Raw genomic sequence first — 21,275 nt, 5'->3', positions numbered from 1 at the left:
TCTGAAAAGTGCCTGCGCTCGGTAATACGGCGTTAAAAATCGGATCAACATGCTCGTTTACACCCCGTAAACTGCGCTTTCTCACCGATTTTTGCCTTGTCTAACCTTCGCTCGTCGACTTTTCGGACAGCGCCTAGGCTCGTACGACGGAAGGATGTACGAATCTGTGCGATTACCGGCATGAACCGTTGATGCTTGCGACTTAGTACTAACATTCTGTTTTCTGGGACAGTTGTCCTGGAGATGTCGCCGTTTGCTGGTGCAAGATGATGTCTGGCTCTGGGAGAAACGGCACAGAATGCCAGGACGAGGCGGCGGGGTGCCCCGAAGTTAAGCTATCCTCGATACCATTGATTACCTTATTCAGTGGATCGTCGCCCGGCCTATGAAGATGGATGCCCGCAGAGCCTTTCAAAGCCTAGCCGACAGCCTGTCGCGGGATATCGGTGATGACTTCTTCATGCATCTGGTCGATCGGCTGGCGGTAATCCTCAATGCTGACGCCATGATGATAGCGACCCCTGTCGCGGACGGCTCACGCCTGCGGTCCATGGTGCTGATGGCAGATGGCAAGCATCAGCCAGACGTCGAGTACGAGACTGCCGGCACCCCCTGTCGCGATGCCCTGGACGGCGGAGCCTGCATCTATCCGGAGAACGTCTGCAGTGCCTTTCCGGACGACGTCCTGCTGCGAGATTTTGGTGCAGAAGCCTATGCCGGAGTGGCGATGCGAGGGCCCGAAGGTGAGTTGCATGGTGTTCTGGTTGCCTTGCACCGCCATCGACTGCACCAGCGTCGCCTGGTCGAGGAGGTGCTGAGAATTGCCGCGGCGCGCTGCGGGGCCGAACTGTCCAATCGGCGCACCGAGCAGGCGCTGGAGAAGACCGCCACTCAGCTGGACACGACCAACCGACAGCTCAAGCGCGCCCACCGCGCTTTGACTCTGCTACGACTGGTCAACCGTGCGGTGATTCGGCTCTCCGACGAGATGGCAATCTTCCAGGAGGCCTGTCGGCTCGCGGTGGAGCAGGGCGGCTACCGCTACGCCTGGGCGGGGCTGGCCCAGGACGACCCCGAGCGCAGCATCCTGCCGCTGGTCAGCGCCGGTGGCGCCGATGAATTGTTGCGTCACGCTTGTTTCAGCTGGGATGTGACCACGCCTGAGGGCCAGGGCCCCAGCGGGCAAGCGGTGCATGAAGGCAAGGAGCAACGGGTAGCCGACTATACGACAGGTACGGTAGCGCCTCCGCCCTGGGCCGAACGATTCGGGGTCGTGGCGGAGGTGGCCTTGCCGCTGAGTCTGGGAAGCGAGCGACGGGGCGTGCTGGTGCTGTTGATGGATCAGCCCTACCACGCTGGCGCCGACGAACTGGCGCTGCTGAGGGAGCTTGCGGACAACCTGTCGTTTGGCTTGCAGGCCATGCGCGCCCACCAGCATCAGCAGAACACCCAGCAGGCGGTGCTGGACATGGCCGAACTGGTGACGGCGCGCAGCGACGACGCCTTCTTTACCCTGCTGGTGCGACGTCTGACCGACGCCCTAGGCGCGGACGCCGTGTTCGTGTCACGCGTCGAGGAAAGCGTCCCGTTGCAGGCGACGCTGATCGCCGGCCTGGTATCGGGCCAGCCGGTGGAGCCCTTTCACTACAGTTTCGAAGGGCTACCCTGCGAGAGCTCCTTTCGCGACAGCGAGCATGTGATTGCTCGAGGCATGAGCCAACGCTATCCCCGCGCCGAGGAGATGGTCGGCTTCGCCGTGGAAGCCTACGTCGGCCGACGCCTGGAAGACGCCAACGGCGACGCCGTCGGTATCCTGTTTGCGCTGTATCGCCAGCCGCTGCATGATCCTGAACCCATCTGTCATCTGTTGCGGATCTTTGCCGCAGGCGCCTCGGCGGAGCTCGAACGGCGCCGCAGCGACGCCCATATACGGCATCTGGCCTTCTTCGATCCCGGGACCGGTCTACCCAACCGGGTCCACTTCATGGAGCGTCTGCAGGCGGCCATTGTCCGGGCTCGCACCGAGCAATATCGGGTGGCACTGATGTTCCTCGACCTCAACCGCTTCAAGGAGATCAACGACGGTCAGGGCCACGACGTCGGTGATCAAGTGCTCAAGGAGGTGGCCGCTCGCTTCAGCGGTTGCCTTGGCAGGCTCGAAAGCCTGGCGCGGATGGGGGGCGATGAGTTCGTCGTCATGGTGGAGCAGACCGACGAGATCGGAGCCGCCCAGGTCGTGGGGCGTCTGCTCAGCGCCTTGAATGATCCAGTGGTGCATGAGGGGCATCGATTCAACGTCGACGTCAGCATCGGCGTCGCCTTCTTCCCCGACGATGGCGATAGTTCCCGGGAACTGCTCAAGCACACCGACATCGCCATGTACCATGCCAAGGAAAGCCGCAGCGGCTATCGCTTCTACGCACCTGAGATGGGACGTGATCTGCGGCGCCGACTGGTGCTTGCTTCTCGTCTGGGTGAGGCGCTGGACACGAAACGTCTCGAGCTCCGCTTTCAACCTTGCGTCGACCTCAAGAGCGGGGACCTGATCGGCGCCGAGGTACTTTGTCGCTGGCACGACGCCGAACTGGGATGGATAAGCCCGATGGAATTCGTCGCCGTGGCCGAGGAACAGGGGATGATCGAGGCCCTCGGCAGTTGGGTGATGGAGCAGACCTGCCGACAGCTTAAGCAGTGGCAGCAGGCATCGCTGGACCGGCTGCCCGAGCGTCTCTACGTCAATCTGGCGGCGGCCCAGTTCGAGGATCCCGAGCTGGCAATCAAGCTTTGCGAGATCGCCGCCCGGGCTGGCGTTTCCCCCTCGCTGCTGGGGCTGGAAATCACCGAAAGCGGCTTCATGAAGGATCCCGAGCAGGCGATACGCATCACCGACACCCTGCGCCAGCAGGGATTCGCCCTGGCCATCGACGATTTCGGGACCGGCTATTCCTCGCTGGCCTACCTCAAGCGCTTTTCCGTACAGGCGGTCAAGATCGATATGTCCTTCGTCAGCGACATGCTGACCGACAGCAACGATCACGCCATCGTCGCCACCATCATCGCCATGGCCGATCGTCTGGGACTGACGGTGGTGGCAGAGGGCATCGAGACGCCGGCGCAGTTCGAGGCACTGCGTGCCCTGGGCTGCGATCTTGGGCAGGGGTATCTGCTGTCACGGCCTTTGAGCGGTGATGACTTCGCGCGGCGCTGGTTGAGCCGCGATGGGCAGCGGCAGGATGGTCTGGGAGATACCTTGCAGGCGATGGAGCGGCCCGCCTGAGCGGCTTCAGGGGGCCTATTCGGGGAAGGTCCCCGAAGCAGGTCCCCGAAGCAGGCGCGCCGCTAGCCCTCTCAGGCATCATGACGCCCGCACCTTTATATTGCCTCTGGAATTGCTGCCGGATCAGGAAGCCCTGCACAGGGTCTGCATCCGCTGCCATGCCGTAAAGGCGCCATTCAGTGAAAAGCTCATGAACCAGTAGTCGCTGGTATCGGGCGTCATGCGCAGGCGCAGATGCAGCTGCTCACCGGTGGCGAGACGCGAGGCCAGCAGGTCCATGTCGATGCCATTCACGCGCACGTAGAGGCCGTCGTCACCGCGTTGGGTGGACAGCACCGCCGTGCCGGTCTGGGCACGTTGCTCGTCTACCAGCAGGTCGATGGGAACGCGATTGACCACTTCGCTCACGGCCTGACGCTGGCCAAGGTCGCTTCTGACCTCGATCCAGGGCGTGCGGCAATGTCCTGGCGTGGCGTTGACGCTGAGCATGGCGTCGCTGTAGCTGGTCCTTTGGACCGCTCGCACATGGGACTCGTCGCCGAGGGTCGCGATCAAGGTCTGCCAGTCCTGGTGGGTCTGGTGGGCCGAGGTGTCGAAATCCACCGCCATGGCTTGGCTGCTGACGCCTGTCAGCCCGAGTACGGAGACCAGTGCGGCGGCGACACTCAGGCGAAGAAGGCGGGCGCGGCGAGGTGAAAACAATGGCGGAATCGGCATGCTGGCTCCTGACGACCGAGAGAACTCAGAGGTCAGGAGGCTAGCATTCTCGGAGTACGCTGTCGTGGCGTTACCCTGTCTTGCCTCGGCGCGTCAGGCGGGCTCGGCTTCAGGCTCCGGCTCGAGCTCGATCAGCTTGAGGGTGTGCAGGCGCTGGCGGCACTGAGGGGTCATCAGGTCATCCAGGGTGTAGCGATCCAGGACCTCCAGAAATGCGGTCAACCCTTCGTTGGCGATCTGCTTGAAGCGGCAGATGGGCGCGATGTAGCAGGCGCTGTCGTCCCCTTCGCACTCCACCAGCGCGAGGCTATGTTCGGTATCCCTGACCAGGGCGCCGAGGTGGATGCTGCCCGGCGCCTGCTTGAGCGACAGTCCCCCGTGCTTGCCACGGACGGCGGAGACATAGCCAAGGCGACTGAGCTCCTGAACCACCTTCATCAGATGGTTGCGTGAGACCTCGAAGCGTGAGGCGATCTCGGCGATCGTGGTGCGTTCGTTGCCGGATTCGGCAAGGTACATCAGAACGCGCAATGAGTAGTCGGTAAATCGTGTCAGATGCATTGGTCGTGCCCCGGCGCCCCTTGGGCGACTTGGTAAAGAGAAGGGAGGCTTTCGCTCATGCTTTCGACTCTAGCAAGGGACGAGAAATCTCACGCAGGCTTGGCGCATTAAAGCGTAGCGATGTGCGATTATTCCTACGCCAGATGACCTATATCAATGAGATAACATGCGCGGTTTAACTCCTTGTCATGGATGTTCCATTCATCTTATTGTCTCTTGAATGTAGCATGGTAAATCCATAAATTTAGCAATTTTTTTGGTCGGCTTTTGTCGCTGCATATTTGCGGGATTTTCTATACCTATTCAAGGGTGGCTTGCTCGGCTCATATGGGTTAGCTGGTCGATGTCTAGCTCATCAAAGCCCTCGATGATGCCGCCATGTTCGTGCTGAAAAGCCTCCGCGTCCCTTCTTGTGGCAAAGGTAGCCAACGGATGTCCCATGCCGCCGGGCCGCGAATGACCAGACACGTACCAGGCCTCCTGTGCACTGATAAAGGCACCGTTTCCGGGGTGGTCCCAGTCGGTGCGAGCCATGTCATGAACCCAGGCATGGGCAAGGCGTTCGACGTTTTCCGGTTGAAGAAGAAAGACCAGCATTTCCGCCGCAGAGCAGAACTTGGTGACCTCGCTGTCACCATCGAGTGCGAGTTCTCCCTTGGGACCTGGCATGGCCTCGATCAACATCCCGCATACATGGCAGATGTCGTCATCACCGATGGGGGCGGGGCCGATAGTCGTGTCAGAGGTGCCGTCGTTGCAGCCGATCAACAACAGCATCAGGCCACCGATGGCAAAGCGTTGCAGCATAGAAGGAAGGGACATGGGAGTTCTCCAGGCGGACGGAGTGAGGGCGCCGACAGCAATAACCCGCGGCAATAGCCGGCAGGCAGCGTCGGCATTCGGCTGAACTGGACGTGCGGGTTACAGCGCTCGATGCTCGAATCGCCTGATCGCCAGACCCAGGGGTAGCAGCACCCAGACGACCTGCAGCAGCGCCAGCAGCAAGGGCGACCTGGGGGTGGCGCTGGCCAGGGCGGTGATCGCGGAGGCCTGATGAGGCTCGACCGCCGAGAGCACCAGCAGTCGGAAGCACTCGGCCGGGTTGGCCAGCATCAGCCAGGGCAGCCAGGCCCCTCCCTGGCGCACGCCTACCAGCAGGGCGAGCAGCGCCAGGTCCAGTACCAGCACGAAAACGAACCAGGTGATCAGGGCCTGGCTGGCAGCAGCCTGCTTGCTGCCGGCACGGGCGCTGATCCAGTACGCCAGGGCCAGAAACGACCAGCCCAGCAGCACGCTGGAGACGATCAGGGTAGTGAGCCCTGCGGCTACCTCGGCCAGCGCGGTTTCCGGTGTGGCGAAAGCGATGACCACGCCAGCGACCGCAAAGCCGCACAGGGTGGCCAGGCCCAGCACCCAGGCGTGGCCCATGAACTTGCCGAGCAGCCAGGTCCGGCGTGACATGGGGTAGGTGGCGAGCAGCAGCAGGGTGCCGCCCTCGTCTTCGCCGACGATGGCGTCGTAGGCCAGCATCAGGGCGATCAGCGGGATCAGCAGCATGGATAGCGTCGACAGGCTGATCAGGGTGGTGGACAGGCCGGTAAAGCCGGTACCACCACTGGCGGCAGCACCGAAGGCGGCGATGCCCAGCGCCAGTACCCCCAGCAGCACGGCGATCCCGAGCACCCAGCGGTGGCGCAGGCCGTCACGGAATTCCTTGTGGGCGATGGTCAGCAAAAGGCGCATCAGGGCGTGTCCTCGGCGGATGGTGAGACGGTGGTGTGGTCGGTCTCGTCGATCACCTGGTAGCGGTCGCTGGCGTCGCTCTCGCTGCTCCCTTCACTGCCATTGCCTGGGTCGCGGCCGCTGGGGTCCTGGACACGTCGGTACAGTGCCTCGAGGCTGGGCGGGCGAATCTCCAGGTCCTTGAGCCCCTGAAAGGCAGTGCACAGCCTCAAGGCGTTCATGCGGTGCTCCGGGGCCACTTCCAGTCGCAGTCGACCACCGTCCGCCAACGAAGAGCGGGCGGGGATGCCCTCGCGAATCAGCCTTAGTGCCAGATCCTGGGGAGCACCCCGCATCTCGATGACGTAGGGCAGCGCAAAGCGTTCACGAAGGCTCGCCAGGTCGCCCAGCGCCAGGCACTTGCCCTCGCCGAGGATCAGCGCACGATCGATCACCGGCTCGACCCCCGGCAACAGGTGGGAAGACAGCACCACCGTCACGCCACGCGCCTTCAGCATTCCGATGGTGGCGTAGACCGCCTCGGTGGCGGCGGGGTCGAGGCCACTGGTGGGCTCGTCGAGCAGCAGTAGCCGAGGCTCGCCAAGCAACGCCTGGGCCAGCCCCAGGCGCTGGCGCATGCCCTTGGACCAGGTCGCCAGACGACGGTCTGCGGCCCCACCAAGCCCCACCTGCACCAGCAGCTCGTCCACCTCTGCCGTGGGCCGACCCTTGAGTCGGGCCAGGTAGGTGAGGGTCTCTCGCCCGCTCAGGTTGGGGTAGAAGCGAACATTTTCGGGCAGGTAGCCCAGGTGCTGGCGAAAGGCTCGGTCACCGGCTCGGTCCGGCCGTTGTCCAAGCACGCTGAGACTTCCCCGGGTGGGCGACAGCAGTCCCAGCATCAGTTTCATGCTGGTGGTCTTGCCGGCGCCGTTGTGGCCGAGCAGGCCGAGCACCTCGCCCCTGTTCACCTCGAGGCTGAGGTGCGACAGGCGGGTCACGCCGCCGTGTTCCAGGCTGACGTCGTCAAAGGCGATAGCGCAGGTTGTGGCGCAGGTCGTGGCGCGGGTCATGGATAGGATGTCCGTGTGGCGGAACGAGGTCTCGAAGGCGTCATCAGGGGGGCGCTGTCGCTGACGCCGGCGGGGCGAAATACCGGAAAGGCGCGCTGTACCCAACGCAGCGCCAGCACCGCCGGGCTCGCCATCAGCACCTTGGCCTCCGGGTGTCGCCACAGCAGCTGGTCCATGGCGTCATTGGGCTGGTAGCGGGTGTCGCCGATGCCGTCCTCGTCAAGGTCCCAGCCCAGGTAGTCGCTCCAGTAGTTGCCGCGACCGTGCTCGGACCATTCCTGCTGTCGAGTGGCCACGTACTTCACCTGGCGGCGATTGTGGATGAGGGCGTTGCCGCTGATGCGGTTGTCCTCGGAGCCTGCGGTCAGGTGAAGCCCGATGTCGCTGTCCTCGAGGCGGTTGCCGCGAATCACGTTGAACTGGGCGTTGTAGACGAAGATGGCCTTGCCATCGCCACCGCTGACCAGGCCCCGGTCATGGGCGTCGCGTGCCTGGCGCACGCCGATGATGTCGTTGTCGATGATCCGGCTTTCGGTGATGTTGTTCATCAGGATGCCGTAGTTGCGATCCTCGATGGAGCGATTGGCCCTCACCGTCAGCCCACGGGACTGCATCAGGGCGTAGCCGGTGCGGGTGTGACGGGTCAGGTTGTTGGTCACGCTATTGTCGTGGGCGTACATGTAGTGGACGCCGTAGCGAAGGTCTTCGAGCAGATTGCCGTCGATCACGCTGTCGCTGCTGGTGTCGATATAGACGCCGTCGCGCACCTGGCGGATATCGTTGCCGGAGACCAGCGCCCGACGCGCATTGAATAGCTGCATGCCGTTGCCGCGATCCTGGGAGCGTACCCGGGTATCGCCGCGAATCTGATTGTCGAGGACCCGGGCGTCGTCGACGCCATCGAGCCAGATGCCGAAGCCAGGGCCGGACAGCCGGCAACGCTCGATGCTGGCGCCATGGGCGGTCCTTTCCACGTGAACGCCCGCATCCATGGCGGTCAGGTCCGCGCCCCAGTGCTGAAGGGTCAGCCCGGACAGGGAAATGCCAGGTGAGCGCAAGGTCAGCAGGGTCCCGCTGCCGCCGCCATCGATCACCACACCGGCACCGTCGGCGACCAGGCTAAGCGGTTTGTCGATGATCACCGGGCCTGTCGTGTAGTGGCCCGGTGCGAGCCGCAGGATATCGTTGGGCTCGGCCTGCTCGACCCAGCGCTTGAGCGGTGTGCCCGCGGTCACCTTCAGCTCAGCGCCCAGCACCTCGCTGGGACTAAGTATCGCCAGTAGCGCCAACCCTGCGGTCAGGGCCAGCGCCATCGGTGTTGCTCGGCTGGATGCCGAGCCACCTGCAGGAAAGGAGAGAGCTCGAAACATGGTGATGTCGCCTGGGCCGGGCCGAGCGCCATCGGCGCCCGGCCCGGCCGCTCCTCAGGCCTTCTCCACCAGCATGCGACCGAACATTTCCATGTGCATCGCGTGGCAGAACCAGTTGCAGTAGTACCAGTGCACCCCGGCGCGTTCGGCGGTGAAGGTGACGCTGGACGTCTGCTGCGGACCGATCTCCATGGACACGCCATGGTTGACCATGCAGAAGCCGTGGGTCAGGTCTTCGACGGTATCCAGGTTGGTGATCACCACCGTGACCTCGTCACCCTGCTTCACCTTGAATTCGGTGATGCCGTACTGGGGCGCGACCGAGGTCATGTAGACGCGCACCTTGTTGCCGTCGCGGATGACCTTGTTGTCGCTCTCAAGGGTGATACCGTCGGCCTCGGCCATGGCGCGGGTGGGCGCGAAGAACGGATCCTGGCGGTCCCACACCTGGATCGGGTTGAGCTGGTCGGCGCGCATCATGATGGCGTCATGGGGCTCGGCGTAGGTCGGGCCGTCATGCACCAGCTTCATGGTGTCGCCGGAGATGTCGATCAGCTGATCGTTTTCCGGGTGCAGCGGTCCCACCGGCAGGAAGCGGTCCTTGGAGAACTTGCACAGCACCACCAGCCACTTGCCGTCGGCATCGCGGGTCTCGCACAGGCTGGCGTGGTTGTGGCCCGGCTGATAGTGCACGTCGAGCTTCTGGTGGATGTAGTTGACGTCCTCGCCGTTGTAGGCGCGGATCGCCTCCTCGATGTTCCACTTGGCCACCTGGCTGTCGATGAACAGGGTGGTGTAGGCGAAGCCGCGACCGTCGAAGGTGGTGTGCAGCGGCCCCAGGCCCAGCTCTGGCTCGGCGACTACGCTGTCGCGGGGCTCGATCTCGTCGGCGAACAGCGCCGGCAGCTTGTCGATGGCGATGATCGACACCGTCGGCGACAGCTTGCCGTTGGCGATGAAGTACTTGCCGTCGGGTGAGGTATTCAGGCCATGGGGGTTCTTGGGCACCGGAATGTAGCGGGTCAGCGGTGAGCCCTTGCGTCCGTCCAGTACCGGCACCGGGGAGTCGCCCAGGGTCTCGAACTGGCCCTTCTCGACGGCGGCCTCGATGGCTTCGACGTCGTACACCACCACCCAGTCACGCTCGGCACGCATGCTGTCGGCCAGGGTCATGCCCTTCTCGGAGTTGTAGCAGGTCGAGGCAACGAAGCGGCCGGTGTAGTCGGCGTCGGTGTTGTCCAGGTTGCCATCGACGATCACCTGCCAGGCCACCTCCATGGTCTCGGCGTCGATGGCGTTGAACATGGTGTAGTAGTTCGCAGGATTCTCCAGGTCGCGACCGTCGTTGACCTGGGGGATCGGGAACTCGGCGTTGGCGAAGACGTACTTGGTGTAGGGCACCTTCTGCAGACGCAGGCCGTGGATGGCCTGGACGTTGGGAATAGTGGTGACCTTGTCGGTCTTCATGATGTCGAGGCGGATCCGCGCCACCCGGGTATTGGCCTTGTCGTTGATGAACAGGTACTTGCCGTCATAACGACCGTCGGTGAGCGAGGCGTGGGGGTGGTGGGCGTCGCCGTTGTGGAAACGCGCGGACTCGCCGAGGATGTGCTTAGACTCGTTGGTGATGCCCCATCCGGTGGCGCTCTCGGTGTTGAACACCGGAATGCGCATCAACTCGCGCATGGAGGGGATGCCCAGGACCCTCACTTCACCGGAGTGGCCGCCGCTCCAGAAGCCGTAGTATTCGTCGAGTTCACCGGGGGCCACCATGGCGTCGCCTTCACTGGCGCGGGCGCTGCGGCTGCCGAGCAGGGCGCTGGTGCCAACACCGCCGACCACTCCGCTGGCAAGGCCGGCGCCGGCGACGCCGGTCACCGCACTGTTGCGTAGAAAGTGGCGTCGGGCCAGATTCTGGATACTGCGGGAATCGTCACTCACTTCAGTTCTCCTCAAGGCAGGGTATACGCCGCGGGTCGCCGTCCTGGCTTGATCCGCGGGGTTCTGCGTCACCCACGTCGCCGTGCGTCCTCGCCGCATTCCGTTCCAGGCGCTTTCTGCGCTTGACCCGGGGCGGACAGCGACGGTCGTCGTCGTAGGTGATCTGGCAGTCCAGGCAGTAGTGGCACTCCGAGGCCTCGATACGGCCGTCGGGATGGATGGCCACCAGTTCGCAGTCGTTGGCGCAGATCTGGCAGGGCGTGCCGCACTGGCCACGGTGCCGCCTGAGCCAGTCGAAAAGGCGCAGGCGACCGGCGATGGCCAGGCTCGCACCCAGCGGGCAGACGTAGCGGCAGTAGGCCTTGTGCATGAAGGCCGAGCTTGCGATCAGTGCCACGGCGTAGAGCACATAGCCCCAGTCGCGCAGGAAGTGCAGGGTGATGGCGGTCTTGAACGGCTCGACCTCGGCCAGCCGCTCCGCCTGACCCAGGTCGTAGAAGGACACCCCGACCAGGCCAAACAGGATCAGATACTTCACCACCCACAGCCGCCGGTGCACGGCGAAGGGCAGCGTCAGTTGCGGCACCTTCAGGTGACGGGCGAGCTGGTTGACCAGGTCCTGCAGCGCGCCGAAGGGACACAGCCAGCCGCAGAAGATGCTGCGGCCCCACAGCACCAGCGTGACCGCCACGAAGACCCACAGCACGAACATCAGCGGATCGATCAGGAAGGCCGACCAGCTGAAGCCATGGATGACGGAATGGATCAGCGCCAGCACATTGACCACCGAAAGCTGGGCCAGCGACACCCAGCCGATATAGACCAGGGTGTAGAGCAGGAAGGCCTTGCGCAGCGGGCGGAGCAGGCGCGGGCGACGCGCCAGGGCGTCCTGAAAGGCCAGGATCAGTGACAGCGTCACCAGTCCAGCGCCAAGCCCGATCAGCTCTAGCCGACTCTGCTGCCACATCTCGAGCCACAGCGGGGCGGGCTCCACCGGCTCGGGACGCTCGATAAAGGCCTCGGGCAGCGCCTGGTCGAGATGAAAGCGGGTGAACTCCTGGGTCAGCGGCCCCGAGGCCCGGCGCACCAGCAGGTTCAGCCGCCAGGGCGTGCCCGGGTCGAAGTGGGCGTCCTCGTGGATCACGAAGATGTCGCGTTCGCTGAGTGCGGGGGCTCCGTCGATGGCCAGACGCGGCAGGCGGCGCTGGTCGCTGTCATGGAAGCTGATCGAGGCGTTGCCCTGGACCAGCTCGATACGATCGAAGATGCCGCCGCGCACGTAGCCCGACCCCTTGTAGGAAAAGCTGCCATCGGCGAGCAGGGCAACGGCGTGTTCGCCGGGGGCGAGGCTCGCCATCAACTGGTCGTAGCCGCGCTCGCCGAGCAGATTGCGGCCAACGCTCGGCGCATTGAGGTAGCCCAGGTAAAGATCGATGAAGGTGGCGTCGCGGGGTGGACGCTGGCCGCTCAGGTAGTGCTCCGCCGGGGTGCCGACGAAGGCGTCGTCGACCTCTCCCTGGCTCAGAGTCAGGTGACCCAGTGCCCCCTGGTCGAGCAGGCCCTGCCAGTCGGCGGGCGCGAACACCTCGTCGCGCACACGGGCGATTGGCGCTGCCGCGGGGTCCTCGATCAGCCCAAGGGCGGCGGCGACCTGACGCCCGGCCCGCATGATGGTGTCGTTGACCACGATGACGGTCACGGTGGCGCCGGAGATGGCATCGACGTCCTCTCCTACTTCCAGGCGCGACGTCACCGAGGTGCCGAGGTGCTGGCCGGCGAAGTCGTCCAGGCGTTCTGACGGGATACCGACCAGCATGATCGGTTCGGAATGATTGAGCACCTTGGCCAGGCGCAGGCTGGCGGAAGGATCGATGGCGATCAGCAGGTTGACCGGCTTGCCCGAGTAGGCGGGGATTGGCGCGACCTCGGCACTTTCGAAGGCGTAGCCGAGCAGCTCGTCGCCTCGGTAGAGAGCATTGACCGGCCACGGCAGGTCGGCCACCGGCTCTATTCTGTCGGTACCGGGAAAGGCCTGCTGAAACAGCGCGAGGTCACCCTTGGCGCTGCCAAGGTCACCGGGATACTGATCGAATTCCAGCGCCAGGGCGGGCAGGCTTAACCACATCGCCAACAGCACGACAAGCAGGCGCAGGGGAGAAGACCAGTGGCGGGGAAAATGGCGGGGGGCTTGGGTCATGGCATGACCTCGAGGCGCAAAGCGCCCCGAGGACGCTTCGCGCACCAGGGTGGGATCAGGGCGTCAGCGACGAGAAGTAGGCGGCGATGTCGGCGATATCCTGATCCGACAGGGCCGCCGCCTGGGGCGCCATGATGGCGGACATGCCACCGCCGCGCTGACCCTCGCGATAGGCCTTGAGCGCGCTTTCCAGGTACGGAGCGTTCTGACCCGCCAGGTTGGGATAGATCGGTCCGGTGGCCTTGCCGTCGGTGCCATGGCAGGCGGCGCAGGCGCCGATCTTGGTTTCACCGGCGGCGGCGTCGCCGGCGGCCTGGGCGTTGAGACTGAACAGACAGGCGGCGCCAAGCGCGGCCAGGGGGATCCATTTCATGATGAGCGCTCCTCGGTCTTGGGGCGTGATACCTGACCCAAGCGGCGTGCTGCTTGGGTCAGGCATCACGGTCTGTGCGGGATGTCCCTTGGGACTCTCGAGTATTGGAGCGCTCAGCGACAATACCCTATGACGTTGGTCAACTTTAGGCGGGGAGAGGTACGTCTTCCGTACTATGCTTGATCGGGATCACTGGAATGGCAGGAGCATCATTGTGGTTGGCTCGCGTTTGCACTACCTCGGGCGAGAACACGCCACAGGGGCAAGCGCCGTGATGCCGCTGCCGTGATTTGATGCAGGTCATGTCTGGCTTCGTCTTGCCGGGACGTGCTGATTCGACGTGCGACAATGCCGACAGATGCCGCCGTCGGGCGGTCGTGTCACGAGGGGCCTTGTCGATGTCATCCGATGTTTTGCCGTTTCAGCGTGCGCTGGTCGAGAAGTACGACCGTCCAGGGCCGCGCTACACCTCCTATCCCACCGCGCCGCACTTCCACGACGGCTTCGGTGTCGCTGACTATCGCCAGGCGGTGGAGCGCAGCCAGCAGGGGGAGCCGAAGCCGCTGTCGGTCTACGTCCATGTGCCCTTCTGCGAAAGCCTTTGCTACTACTGTGCCTGCTCCAAGATCATTACCCACAATCGCGAGCGTGCCGCCGACTACCTGGCGCTGCTCAAGCGCGAGATCGCCCTGCAGGCGGCGCTGTTCGACGAGACCCGGGAGCTCAACCAGCTGCACCTGGGGGGGGGTACCCCGACCTTTCTGTCCAATGACCAGCTCAAGGGGCTGATCGACGCCCTGGCGCGCCACTTCCGCTTCGCCCCGGAGCAGCGCCGGGAATTCTCGCTGGAGGTGGATCCGCGTACGGTGACCCCCGCCCAGATCCATGAACTGCGCGAGATGGGCTTCAATCGTCTGAGCTTCGGCGTCCAGGACTTCGATCCGCTGGTCCAGAAGGCGGTCAACCGCGTGCAGAGCGAGGCCCAGGTGGCAGCCCTGGTGGACGCCGCCCGGGACGCCGGCTTCGCCTCGGTGTCGGTGGACCTGATCTATGGGCTGCCGCTGCAGACCCGCGACAGCTTCGACGCCACCCTGGCCAAGGTGGTGGCGCTGAGACCCGACCGCATCGCCGCCTACAGCTACGCCCACCTGCCGTCGCTGTTCAAGGCCCAGCGGCTGATCCGCGACGAGGACATGCCGCCGCCCGGGCGCAAGCTCGAGTTGCTCGAGCTGACCATCGAGCGGCTGACCCAGGCGGGCTACATCTATATCGGCATGGATCACTTTGCGCTGCCCGAGGACGAACTCAGCCGAGCCCGTCACGACGGTACCCTGCAGCGCAATTTCCAGGGCTACTCGACCCACGCTCAGTGCGACATGATCGGGCTCGGGGTCACCTCCATCGGCAAGGTCGGCGACGCCTACAGCCAGAACGTCAAGACCACCGCCGAGTACGCCGAGCACCTCGAGGCCGGGCGGCTGCCGGTGTTGCGGGGCTATCGGTTGAGCGACGAAGACCTGCTGCGTGCCGAGCTGATCACCTCGCTGATGTGTCACGGCGAGGTGCGCTTCGCCGAGTTCGAGGCCCGTCACGCTATCGACTTCCGCACGCATTTCGCCAGCGCCCTCGACCAGCTCGACGAGATGCAGGCCGACGGCTTGATCGAGATCAAGCAGCAAGCGCTCAGGGTACTGCCGGCAGGACGCCTGATGATGCGCAACGTGGCCATGGCCTTCGATGCCTACCTGGTCCCCGGCAGCGGGCGCTTCTCGCGCACCGTCTAGCCGGCTCTATCGCGGCTGCCCCGGGGCGAGACGCCCGGGGTAGCCCGCGCTACCTTTCATGCGCCAAAGCCGAATTAACGATCGGGTCTTCCATGGCCCGATTTTTCGTTTATATTGTGCCGCCGGTCGAAAATTTTACTATATCTGGTAGGGTGCCCGAGCTTATCCGGAGCGCGCATCCACCCCTTTACGACCCCGTTTATTTGCCGGTAACTTCATCGGAGACAAGCTTTCATGACCACATCCGCCAAGGCCGCCGCCCTGTCGCAGGAGGTTCCCATGCAGGGCCCCTCGTATGACATCTGGGACGCCAAGTATCGCTTGAAGGACCGCCACGGCCAGCCCGTCGACGCCGACCTTCAGGCCACCTGGGACCGCGTGGCCAAGGCGCTGGCCGCCGTCGAGGGCGACGCCGCTGACAAGTGGCTGCCGAAGTTTCGCTGGGCGCTGGAAAACGGCGCCGTGCCGGCAGGCCGGATCACCTCCAACGCCGGAGCCGAGGGCTACAAGCCCGCGGTCAGCCTGATCAACTGCACGGTATCGCGGACCATTCGCGACTCCATGCACGACATCCTCGACAGCGTGGTGGATGCGGGCATGACGCTCAAGGCCGGCTGCGGCATCGGCTACGAGTTCTCCACCCTGCGCCACAAGGGCGCCTTCGTGTTCGGCGCCGGTGCCGGCACCAACGGCCCCCTGGCGTTCATGGATATCTACGACAAGATGTGCTTTACGGTGGCCTCCGCCGGCGGCCGTCGTGGCGCCCAGATGGGCACCTTCGACGTCGGTCATCCCGACGTGCGCGACTTTATCGAGGCCAAGCGCGAGGCCGGTCGCCTGCGCCAGTTCAACCTGAGCCTGCTGATCACCGACGAGTTCATGGAAGCGGTGAAACAGGACGCCGACTGGCCGCTGGCCTTCCCGCTGCACGAGGGCGAGAAGGGCGACGTCGATGACAGCGAGCTGATCTACCGCGACTGGCCGGTGATCGAGGACGGCTACACCCAGGACGCCGAAGGTCGCGTGGCCTGCCGCGTGGTCGAGGTGATCAAGGCCCGCGAGCTGTGGGACACCATCATGCGTTCCACCTACGACTACGCCGAGCCCGGGTTCATCCTGATCGACCAGGTCAATCGCATGAACAACAACTGGTTCTGCGAAGAGATCCGCGCCACCAACCCCTGCGGCGAGCAGCCGCTGCCGCCGGAGGGTGCCTGCCTGCTGGGATCGGTCAACCTGACCCGCTTCGTGATCGATCCGTTCGGCGACAAGCCGCGCTTCGACTGGGACAAGTACCGTGAGGTGGTGGCGATCTTCACCCGCATGCTCGACAACGTGGTCGAGATCAGCGGCCTGCCGCTGTCCGGCCAGCGCCGCGAGATCGAGGCCAAGCGCCGCCACGGCATGGGTTTCCTGGGCCTCGGCTCGACCATGACCATGCTCAAGATGCCCTATGGCTCGGCCGAGTCGCTGGGCTTCACCGAGGAGGTCAGCCGAGTGCTGGCCGTGGAGGGCTGGAAGCAGGCGCTGGAGCTGTCCCGCGAGAAGGGCATGGCCCCGATCCTCGAGCAGGAGTTCGAGCTGACGCCGAAGATGCTTCGCGAGCGTCCCGAGCTCGGCCGCGACGGCTATGAGGTCGGCGACAAGGTGCCCGGGCGCATCCTGCACGCGCGCTACAGCCGCTATATGCAGAAGATTGCCGAGGTCGAGCCGCAGCTGGTGGCGGAGCTGGCAGAGCACGGCGCGCGCTTCACCCACCACTCGTCGATCGCCCCCACCGGGACGATCAGCCTGTCGCTGGGCAACAACGCCTCCAATGGTATCGAGCCGTCGTTCTCCCATCGCTACTTCCGTAACGTGATCCAGGCCGGCAAGAAGACCAAGGAGCAGGTCGAGGTGGTGTCCTTCGAGCTTGCCGCTTACCGTCACTTCATGCACGCCGACGCGGTGGAAAGCGACCTGCCCGAGTACTTCATCACCGCCGACGCGGTGACCCCCAAGCAGCACGTGGCGGTGCAGGCCGCGGCCCAGGCCTGGGTCGACTCGGCGATCTCCAAGACCGTCAACGTGCCCACCGACTTTGCCTTCGAGGCGTTCAAGGACCTGTACCTGGACGCCTACCAGAGCCGCCTCAAGGGCTGCACCACCTTCCGCTTCAACCCGGAGGCCTTCCAGGGCGTGCTGGTGCGCGAGGATGACCTCAAGAACACCACCTATATCTTCGAGCTGGAGAACGGCGAGACCCTCGAACTCAAGGGCGACGAGACGGTGATCTACGACGGCGAGGAACACAACGCCGCCAACCTCTACGACGGCTTGAAGGAGGGGACCTATGGCAAGTGGTAATCGGTCCAGCGGCGAGCCAGCCTGCCTGCCAGTCGGCGAGCCGCAATATCATGCCTGGGTCGTGAGCGTGTCACGCCCGCATCATCTTTCTGGAGGAGCCCGCTGATGGCTGTCGAAATCAATTCCAAGATCGTGGGCTACCGCGTCAAGAGCGAAGAGGCCGCCCCCGCGCCGGCCCCGCTGCCCGAGGAAAACCCGCTGACCATGCGCATCCCCTCGCGCCCCGAGGGAACGCTGGAGGCGGTGTCCGAGAAGATCTCCTACGTCGGCGCCGAAGGCCGCAAGAAGGTCTACCTGCTGGTGTCCTTCATGCCGGTGGAAGGCGTGCTCAACGGCCAGCGCGTTATCATCGAGCGCCCGGTGGAGTTCTTCTTCCCCTCCGGCCAGCTGTCCAGCGAGCACCAGTGGATCACCGCCACCATGCGCAGCCTGTCGCTGGCCGCCCGCGGCGGCTACGTCACCCAGGCGGTGGCGGATCTGCGCAAGGTGGCCTGGGACAAGGGCCTGGTGCGCTGCGGCATGAACCGCTGGAACAAGCCGATGTTCCATGACTCCGAGGTCGCCGCCATCGCCTGGTCGATCCAGCAGATCCTCTACCGTCGCGGCTTCCTCGACATCGACGGCAACCAGGTGCCGGTGGAGGACCTGGTCAGCCGTTACGCCCGACGCCAGGCCTCCGGCCACGGCTGGTACCCCGCCGAGGTCGAGGACGAGACCCCGAGCGGCGCGGTCGAGCCGCTGGACGGCAAGCCTGCCGAGTCCGCCGCCGAAGGCGCCGGCCCCGCCGTGGTCGGCAACTGCCCCGAGTGTCGCGGCGAGCTGATCATGATGGACGGCTGCCCCACCTGCTACGCCGGCTGCGGCTGGTCGAAGTGTGGTTGAGAGCCTTGCTGTACGAACAAGAGGGCGCCAATGAGGCGCCCTTTTTTGTCGGTGAGTATTGGCGCTGCTACTCGGCGGTACCCGATGAGCGGTTGCCACCGCAATGTGTGGAAGGGTTGGTGCGCGGGGGGTGTTGATGCACATCACGAACACAGGCGCGGGGTATCGCTAGCATGACCCGGCGGCGTCGTGCCGCTTGACCAGGAACCCGTCATGTCGCTGTCGCCGCTCGGCTCGCTGTCGTTGCCTTCTCTTGCCCTTCCTGCCCTGCCCACCCTTCCTTCGCTGCCGTCGTCGTTGACGTCTGGTGCCTTGACCCGGGTGCCCCATCGTCTGCATCTGTCACTGATGCGCCGTCTCGGCCCGCTGCCCCTGCCGCTGTTGCGCACGAGTCTCGAGCCCTGGCTCAACCGCACCCTGGCCGAGCCACTGGCCGACGGTGAGTTCGACGTGCTCGAAGGGCGCCGGGTGTGTCTGTCCATCGATGATCTGGCGCTGGCGGTCACCCTGACGCTTACCCACGGTCGCCTGCAGGTCACCGACGCGCCCTGGGAGGTGAAGGTGGCGGGGGGCTGGCGGGAGTTCGCCTGCCTGGCCAGCCGCGAGGAAGACCCGGACAGCCTGTTCTTCCAGCGCCGGCTGTGCCTGGAAGGTGACACCGAACTGGGGCTGACGGTGAAGAACCTGCTGGATGGCCAGGAAATGGAATTGCTGCATCCCTACCTGCTCGAGGCGCTGGGCCAGCTGCAGCGCTGGCTGCCTCGCGAGGCCTAGCCTCCTGGCTGGCGGGTTGAGCCATCTAGCGCAGGAGGCCGGCGAACCGGCCTCCTGAGTAACGCGGAGCGGGTGGGAAGGAGCGCCTAGTCTTCCAGCACCGGCGCCAGATCCATCCCTGCCTGGCCGTGCCAGTAGCCGTTGCACAGCTCGGCGTCGACCAGCGCCAGCGGCGAGGGCGCCGGGTAGCGTCCCTGGCGGGCCAGGTCGAAGTCCGCCACCACTTCATCCATCCCCTCTGAACGCGGACTCAGCCGGGCCGCGCTGACGCCCATTGTGGCCATCTCGGCAAGCTCGTGGCGCAGGTCCTGACAGGCCCCGGACAGGGTCTGGATACCGTTCAGGGTGAACAGTCGACGGCTGTCGTCCTGGGTGGTCAGCGACAGCCCTTCCGGATAGTCCTGGCAGACGAACTGGCAGCGATCCTTGGGGTGCTGGTGGTGGCGCGCGGTAAAGCAGCGTGACGACCAGGCCAGCGGCAGGTGGCCGTAGGCCAGCACCTCGCAGTCCAGCGCCAGCCCCGCCTCGCGGGCGTCAGACAGCAGCCGGGCCAGGTCGGCGCCGGGCAACTCCACCGGGGCGACGAAGCGGAACATGCCGGCGCGCTTGAGGATCTCCAGGGTCGGCACATTGTAGAGGTTGAGCGCCGGGCCGCCGACGAAGGGCAGGCCCGCCTCGGACAGCCGGTGCACCGCGCTCATGTCGTTGGCCTCGACCAGGAAGTCGCCGTTGTCGCATAGCCTGGTCAGGTCGCGCAGGTCGGCGTTGGACTCGATCAGGGTCTGCGAGCCGAGGATCACCTGCTTGCCGGCGGCGGTGAGCTGGTGGCCGATCTCCAGCCAGTCGGCGAGCTTCATGTCGCGCCGTCGCGAGCACACGGTCTCGCCCAGGGTGACGCTGGTCAGCGGCCAGTGGCAGGCCTGTTCATAGAAGGCGAAGTAGCGCTCGCGGGTCCAGTAGAAGGACACCGGGCCAAGGCTCAACTCCAGTGAAGCAGCGGTCATCTCGCCTCCTGTCATTTCCAGTCGCGCTCGTAGGCGCCGAGAGTGTGGGTGGAGCCTTCGGCCAGCGGCGCCAGGGCGGCGCTCCAGTCGGCCTGGGGGCGGTAGTCGTCGCCGGCCTGGTCCAGATGACCCAGCGCCTGGCGCCACACTCGGGTGACGCTGGCCACATAGGCCGGACTGCGCTGGCGACCCTCGATCTTGATCGCCTTGATGCCCAGTGACGCCAGCTGGGGCAGCAGATCCAGGGTGTTGAGGCTGGTCGGCGCCTCGATGGCGTGGCCGACGTCGCCCTCGACGTTGAAGCGTCCCTTGCACAGGGTCGGGTAGCCGGCCTGTTCGTCGGCGCGGTAGCGATCGATCAACACGCCGTTCAGGCGCGATTCGCGTCCGCTGGCGGTCTCCTCCCAGCGCACGTGGGCCGCCGGCGAGCACACGCCGTGGGTGTTGGGCGACTCGCCGGTCAGGTAGGACGACAGATAGCAGCGGCCCTCGGCCATGATGCACAGGCTGCCGAAGGCGAACACCTCGAGCTCCACCGGGCTGTGGCGGGCCAGGTCGCGCACCTGGTGGATCGACAGCACCCTGGGCAGCACCGCACGGCGGATGCCGAACTCGCGGTGGTAGAAGGCCAGCGCCTCGTGGCTGGTGGCGGAGCCTTGCACCGACAGGTGGCGGGGGATGTCCGGGTGGCGTTCGGCGGCGTAGGCCAGGAGGCCCGGGTCGGCCAGGATCAGGGCGTCGACCTGAAGCGAAGCCGCCTGGTCCACCGCCGCGCGCCACTGAGCCAGGCTCGACTGCTGCGGGTAGGTATTGATCGCGCAGAACACCCGGCAGCCCCGGGCGTGGGCGTAGTCGATACCCTCGCGGGCGCGCTTGTCGGTGAAATTCAGCCCGGCGAACTGGCGGGCGTTGGTGGCGTTCTGAAAGCCGAAGTAGACCGCGTTGGCGCCCTCGTCCACGGCGCGCTTCAAAGCGGGCAGGCTACCCGCAGGACAGACCAGTTCCATGTCGATCTCCGAGCGAAGAGAGGCGCCATGCTAGCCCCGCGCGGACACCGTCGGCTTGATGCGTATCAGTGTCCGCCAATGAAGTAGGGGATGGAGCGAAGAGATGACGCGCTGCACCGGGGCCGGGTGTGGATAACCTGGCGATAGTGGGGGGCCGACTTGCGGGCCAGGCGTGTCGATAAAGGTGGGGATGAACTTGTGAGTCGTTCTGTGGATAACCCTGTGTGGCACCTTGTGAAAAGTGGTGGGC

Annotated in this window: 16 protein-coding genes; 5 read left to right on the top strand and 11 right to left on the bottom strand. The window is 65.0% G+C overall.

What is annotated here, in order from left to right; all coding sequences use genetic code 11:
* Window positions 1-391: 391 nt before the first annotated feature.
* The gene (locus NFG58_RS20115) at window positions 392-3,277 is read left to right on the top strand and encodes an EAL domain-containing protein (protein ID WP_348827237.1); all 2,886 of its coding nucleotides are present in this window, start codon (window positions 392-394) and stop codon (window positions 3,275-3,277) included.
* 123 nt (window positions 3,278-3,400) lie between these two features.
* Here NFG58_RS20115 and NFG58_RS20110 read toward each other — a convergent pair whose 3' ends face one another.
* From NFG58_RS20110 to NFG58_RS20070, 9 genes are all read right to left on the bottom strand, one after another.
* A complete protein-coding gene (locus tag NFG58_RS20110; protein ID WP_045993544.1) occupies window positions 3,401-3,994 on the bottom strand; it encodes a hypothetical protein in 594 nt (197 codons plus the stop codon).
* Between the two features lie 93 nt (window positions 3,995-4,087).
* Window positions 4,088-4,555: an Rrf2 family transcriptional regulator gene (locus NFG58_RS20105; protein ID WP_108132096.1), complete on the bottom strand. Its 468-nt coding sequence runs from the start codon at window positions 4,553-4,555 to the stop codon at window positions 4,088-4,090.
* Window positions 4,556-4,858: 303 nt separating this feature from the next.
* Entirely contained in the window at window positions 4,859-5,362 is a 504-nt protein-coding gene (locus NFG58_RS20100; protein WP_348827236.1) for a nitrous oxide reductase accessory protein NosL, read from the bottom strand.
* Window positions 5,363-5,476: 114 nt separating this feature from the next.
* Window positions 5,477-6,298 carry an ABC transporter permease subunit gene (locus NFG58_RS20095; protein WP_253554434.1) on the bottom strand — a complete coding sequence of 274 codons (822 nt, stop codon included), beginning with the start codon at window positions 6,296-6,298 and terminating at the stop codon, window positions 5,477-5,479.
* A complete protein-coding gene (locus NFG58_RS20090) occupies window positions 6,298-7,347 on the bottom strand; it encodes an ABC transporter ATP-binding protein (protein ID WP_348827235.1) in 1,050 nt (349 codons plus the stop codon). Before NFG58_RS20090 ends, NFG58_RS20095 begins: the two co-directional genes overlap by 1 nt.
* Window positions 7,344-8,717 carry a nitrous oxide reductase family maturation protein NosD gene (locus tag NFG58_RS20085; protein ID WP_348827234.1) on the bottom strand — a complete coding sequence of 458 codons (1,374 nt, stop codon included), beginning with the start codon at window positions 8,715-8,717 and terminating at the stop codon, window positions 7,344-7,346. The genes NFG58_RS20090 and NFG58_RS20085 overlap by 4 nt, the downstream gene beginning before the upstream one ends.
* A 54-nt stretch (window positions 8,718-8,771) precedes the next feature.
* Window positions 8,772-10,658, bottom strand: a complete 1,887-nt coding sequence (gene nosZ, locus NFG58_RS20080) for a TAT-dependent nitrous-oxide reductase (protein WP_253554425.1) — start codon at window positions 10,656-10,658, stop codon at window positions 8,772-8,774.
* Between the two features lies 1 nt (window position 10,659).
* Window positions 10,660-12,855 carry a 4Fe-4S binding protein gene (locus tag NFG58_RS20075; RefSeq protein ID WP_348827233.1) on the bottom strand — a complete coding sequence of 732 codons (2,196 nt, stop codon included), beginning with the start codon at window positions 12,853-12,855 and terminating at the stop codon, window positions 10,660-10,662.
* 55 nt (window positions 12,856-12,910) lie between these two features.
* Entirely contained in the window at window positions 12,911-13,228 is a 318-nt protein-coding gene (locus tag NFG58_RS20070) for a cytochrome c (RefSeq protein WP_045993538.1), read from the bottom strand.
* Between the two features lie 398 nt (window positions 13,229-13,626).
* Here NFG58_RS20070 and hemN point away from each other — a divergent pair, with 398 nt between their 5' ends.
* The 4 genes from hemN to NFG58_RS20050 all read left to right on the top strand — a co-directional run bounded on the left by hemN (window position 13,627) and on the right by NFG58_RS20050 (window position 19,014).
* Window positions 13,627-15,012, top strand: coding sequence for an oxygen-independent coproporphyrinogen III oxidase (gene hemN, locus NFG58_RS20065; RefSeq protein WP_348827232.1), 1,386 nt, complete (start codon window positions 13,627-13,629; stop codon window positions 15,010-15,012).
* 234 nt (window positions 15,013-15,246) lie between these two features.
* Window positions 15,247-17,358 (top strand): adenosylcobalamin-dependent ribonucleoside-diphosphate reductase, encoded by a 2,112-nt coding sequence (locus NFG58_RS20060; RefSeq protein ID WP_045993536.1) that lies wholly within the window; start codon window positions 15,247-15,249, stop codon window positions 17,356-17,358.
* A 105-nt stretch (window positions 17,359-17,463) separates the two neighbouring features.
* Window positions 17,464-18,240: a ribonucleoside-diphosphate reductase gene (locus tag NFG58_RS20055; RefSeq protein WP_108448631.1), complete on the top strand. Its 777-nt coding sequence runs from the start codon at window positions 17,464-17,466 to the stop codon at window positions 18,238-18,240.
* Window positions 18,241-18,453: 213 nt separating this feature from the next.
* Window positions 18,454-19,014, top strand: coding sequence for an SCP2 sterol-binding domain-containing protein (locus tag NFG58_RS20050; protein WP_348827231.1), 561 nt, complete (start codon window positions 18,454-18,456; stop codon window positions 19,012-19,014).
* Between the two features lie 86 nt (window positions 19,015-19,100).
* Here NFG58_RS20050 and NFG58_RS20045 read toward each other — a convergent pair whose 3' ends face one another.
* Window positions 19,101-20,018 carry a U32 family peptidase gene (locus NFG58_RS20045; RefSeq protein ID WP_348827230.1) on the bottom strand — a complete coding sequence of 306 codons (918 nt, stop codon included), beginning with the start codon at window positions 20,016-20,018 and terminating at the stop codon, window positions 19,101-19,103.
* Between the two features lie 11 nt (window positions 20,019-20,029).
* A complete protein-coding gene (locus tag NFG58_RS20040; protein WP_348827229.1) occupies window positions 20,030-21,025 on the bottom strand; it encodes a peptidase U32 family protein in 996 nt (331 codons plus the stop codon).
* Between the last annotated feature and the right edge of the window lie 250 nt (window positions 21,026-21,275).

The sequence above is a fragment of the Halomonas sp. RT37 genome (assembly GCF_040070525.1).
Classification (GTDB): Bacteria; Pseudomonadota; Gammaproteobacteria; order Pseudomonadales; family Halomonadaceae; genus Halomonas; species Halomonas litopenaei.
Note: the sequence above shows the minus strand (reverse complement) of the source record. Positions and strands in the feature narration are given on the sequence as shown.

Excerpts from the sequence above, each read along its gene's own strand:
- NFG58_RS20115 (WP_348827237.1), top strand. The coding sequence starts at position 392 with ATGGATGCCCGCAGAGCCTTTCAAAGCCTAGCCGACAGCCTGTCGCGG.
- NFG58_RS20110 (WP_045993544.1), bottom strand. The coding sequence starts at position 3,994 with ATGCCGATTCCGCCATTGTTTTCACCTCGCCGCGCCCGCCTTCTTCGC.
- NFG58_RS20105 (WP_108132096.1), bottom strand. The coding sequence starts at position 4,555 with ATGCATCTGACACGATTTACCGACTACTCATTGCGCGTTCTGATGTAC.
- NFG58_RS20100 (WP_348827236.1), bottom strand. The coding sequence starts at position 5,362 with ATGCTGCAACGCTTTGCCATCGGTGGCCTGATGCTGTTGTTGATCGGC.
- NFG58_RS20095 (WP_253554434.1), bottom strand. The coding sequence starts at position 6,298 with ATGCGCCTTTTGCTGACCATCGCCCACAAGGAATTCCGTGACGGCCTG.
- NFG58_RS20090 (WP_348827235.1), bottom strand. The coding sequence starts at position 7,347 with ATGACCCGCGCCACGACCTGCGCCACAACCTGCGCTATCGCCTTTGAC.
- NFG58_RS20085 (WP_348827234.1), bottom strand. The coding sequence starts at position 8,717 with ATGTTTCGAGCTCTCTCCTTTCCTGCAGGTGGCTCGGCATCCAGCCGA.
- NFG58_RS20075 (WP_348827233.1), bottom strand. The coding sequence starts at position 12,855 with ATGACCCAAGCCCCCCGCCATTTTCCCCGCCACTGGTCTTCTCCCCTG.
- NFG58_RS20070 (WP_045993538.1), bottom strand. The coding sequence starts at position 13,228 with ATGAAATGGATCCCCCTGGCCGCGCTTGGCGCCGCCTGTCTGTTCAGT.
- hemN (WP_348827232.1), top strand. The coding sequence starts at position 13,627 with ATGTCATCCGATGTTTTGCCGTTTCAGCGTGCGCTGGTCGAGAAGTAC.
- NFG58_RS20060 (WP_045993536.1), top strand. The coding sequence starts at position 15,247 with ATGACCACATCCGCCAAGGCCGCCGCCCTGTCGCAGGAGGTTCCCATG.
- NFG58_RS20055 (WP_108448631.1), top strand. The coding sequence starts at position 17,464 with ATGGCTGTCGAAATCAATTCCAAGATCGTGGGCTACCGCGTCAAGAGC.
- NFG58_RS20050 (WP_348827231.1), top strand. The coding sequence starts at position 18,454 with ATGTCGCTGTCGCCGCTCGGCTCGCTGTCGTTGCCTTCTCTTGCCCTT.
- NFG58_RS20045 (WP_348827230.1), bottom strand. The coding sequence starts at position 20,018 with ATGACCGCTGCTTCACTGGAGTTGAGCCTTGGCCCGGTGTCCTTCTAC.
- NFG58_RS20040 (WP_348827229.1), bottom strand. The coding sequence starts at position 21,025 with ATGGAACTGGTCTGTCCTGCGGGTAGCCTGCCCGCTTTGAAGCGCGCC.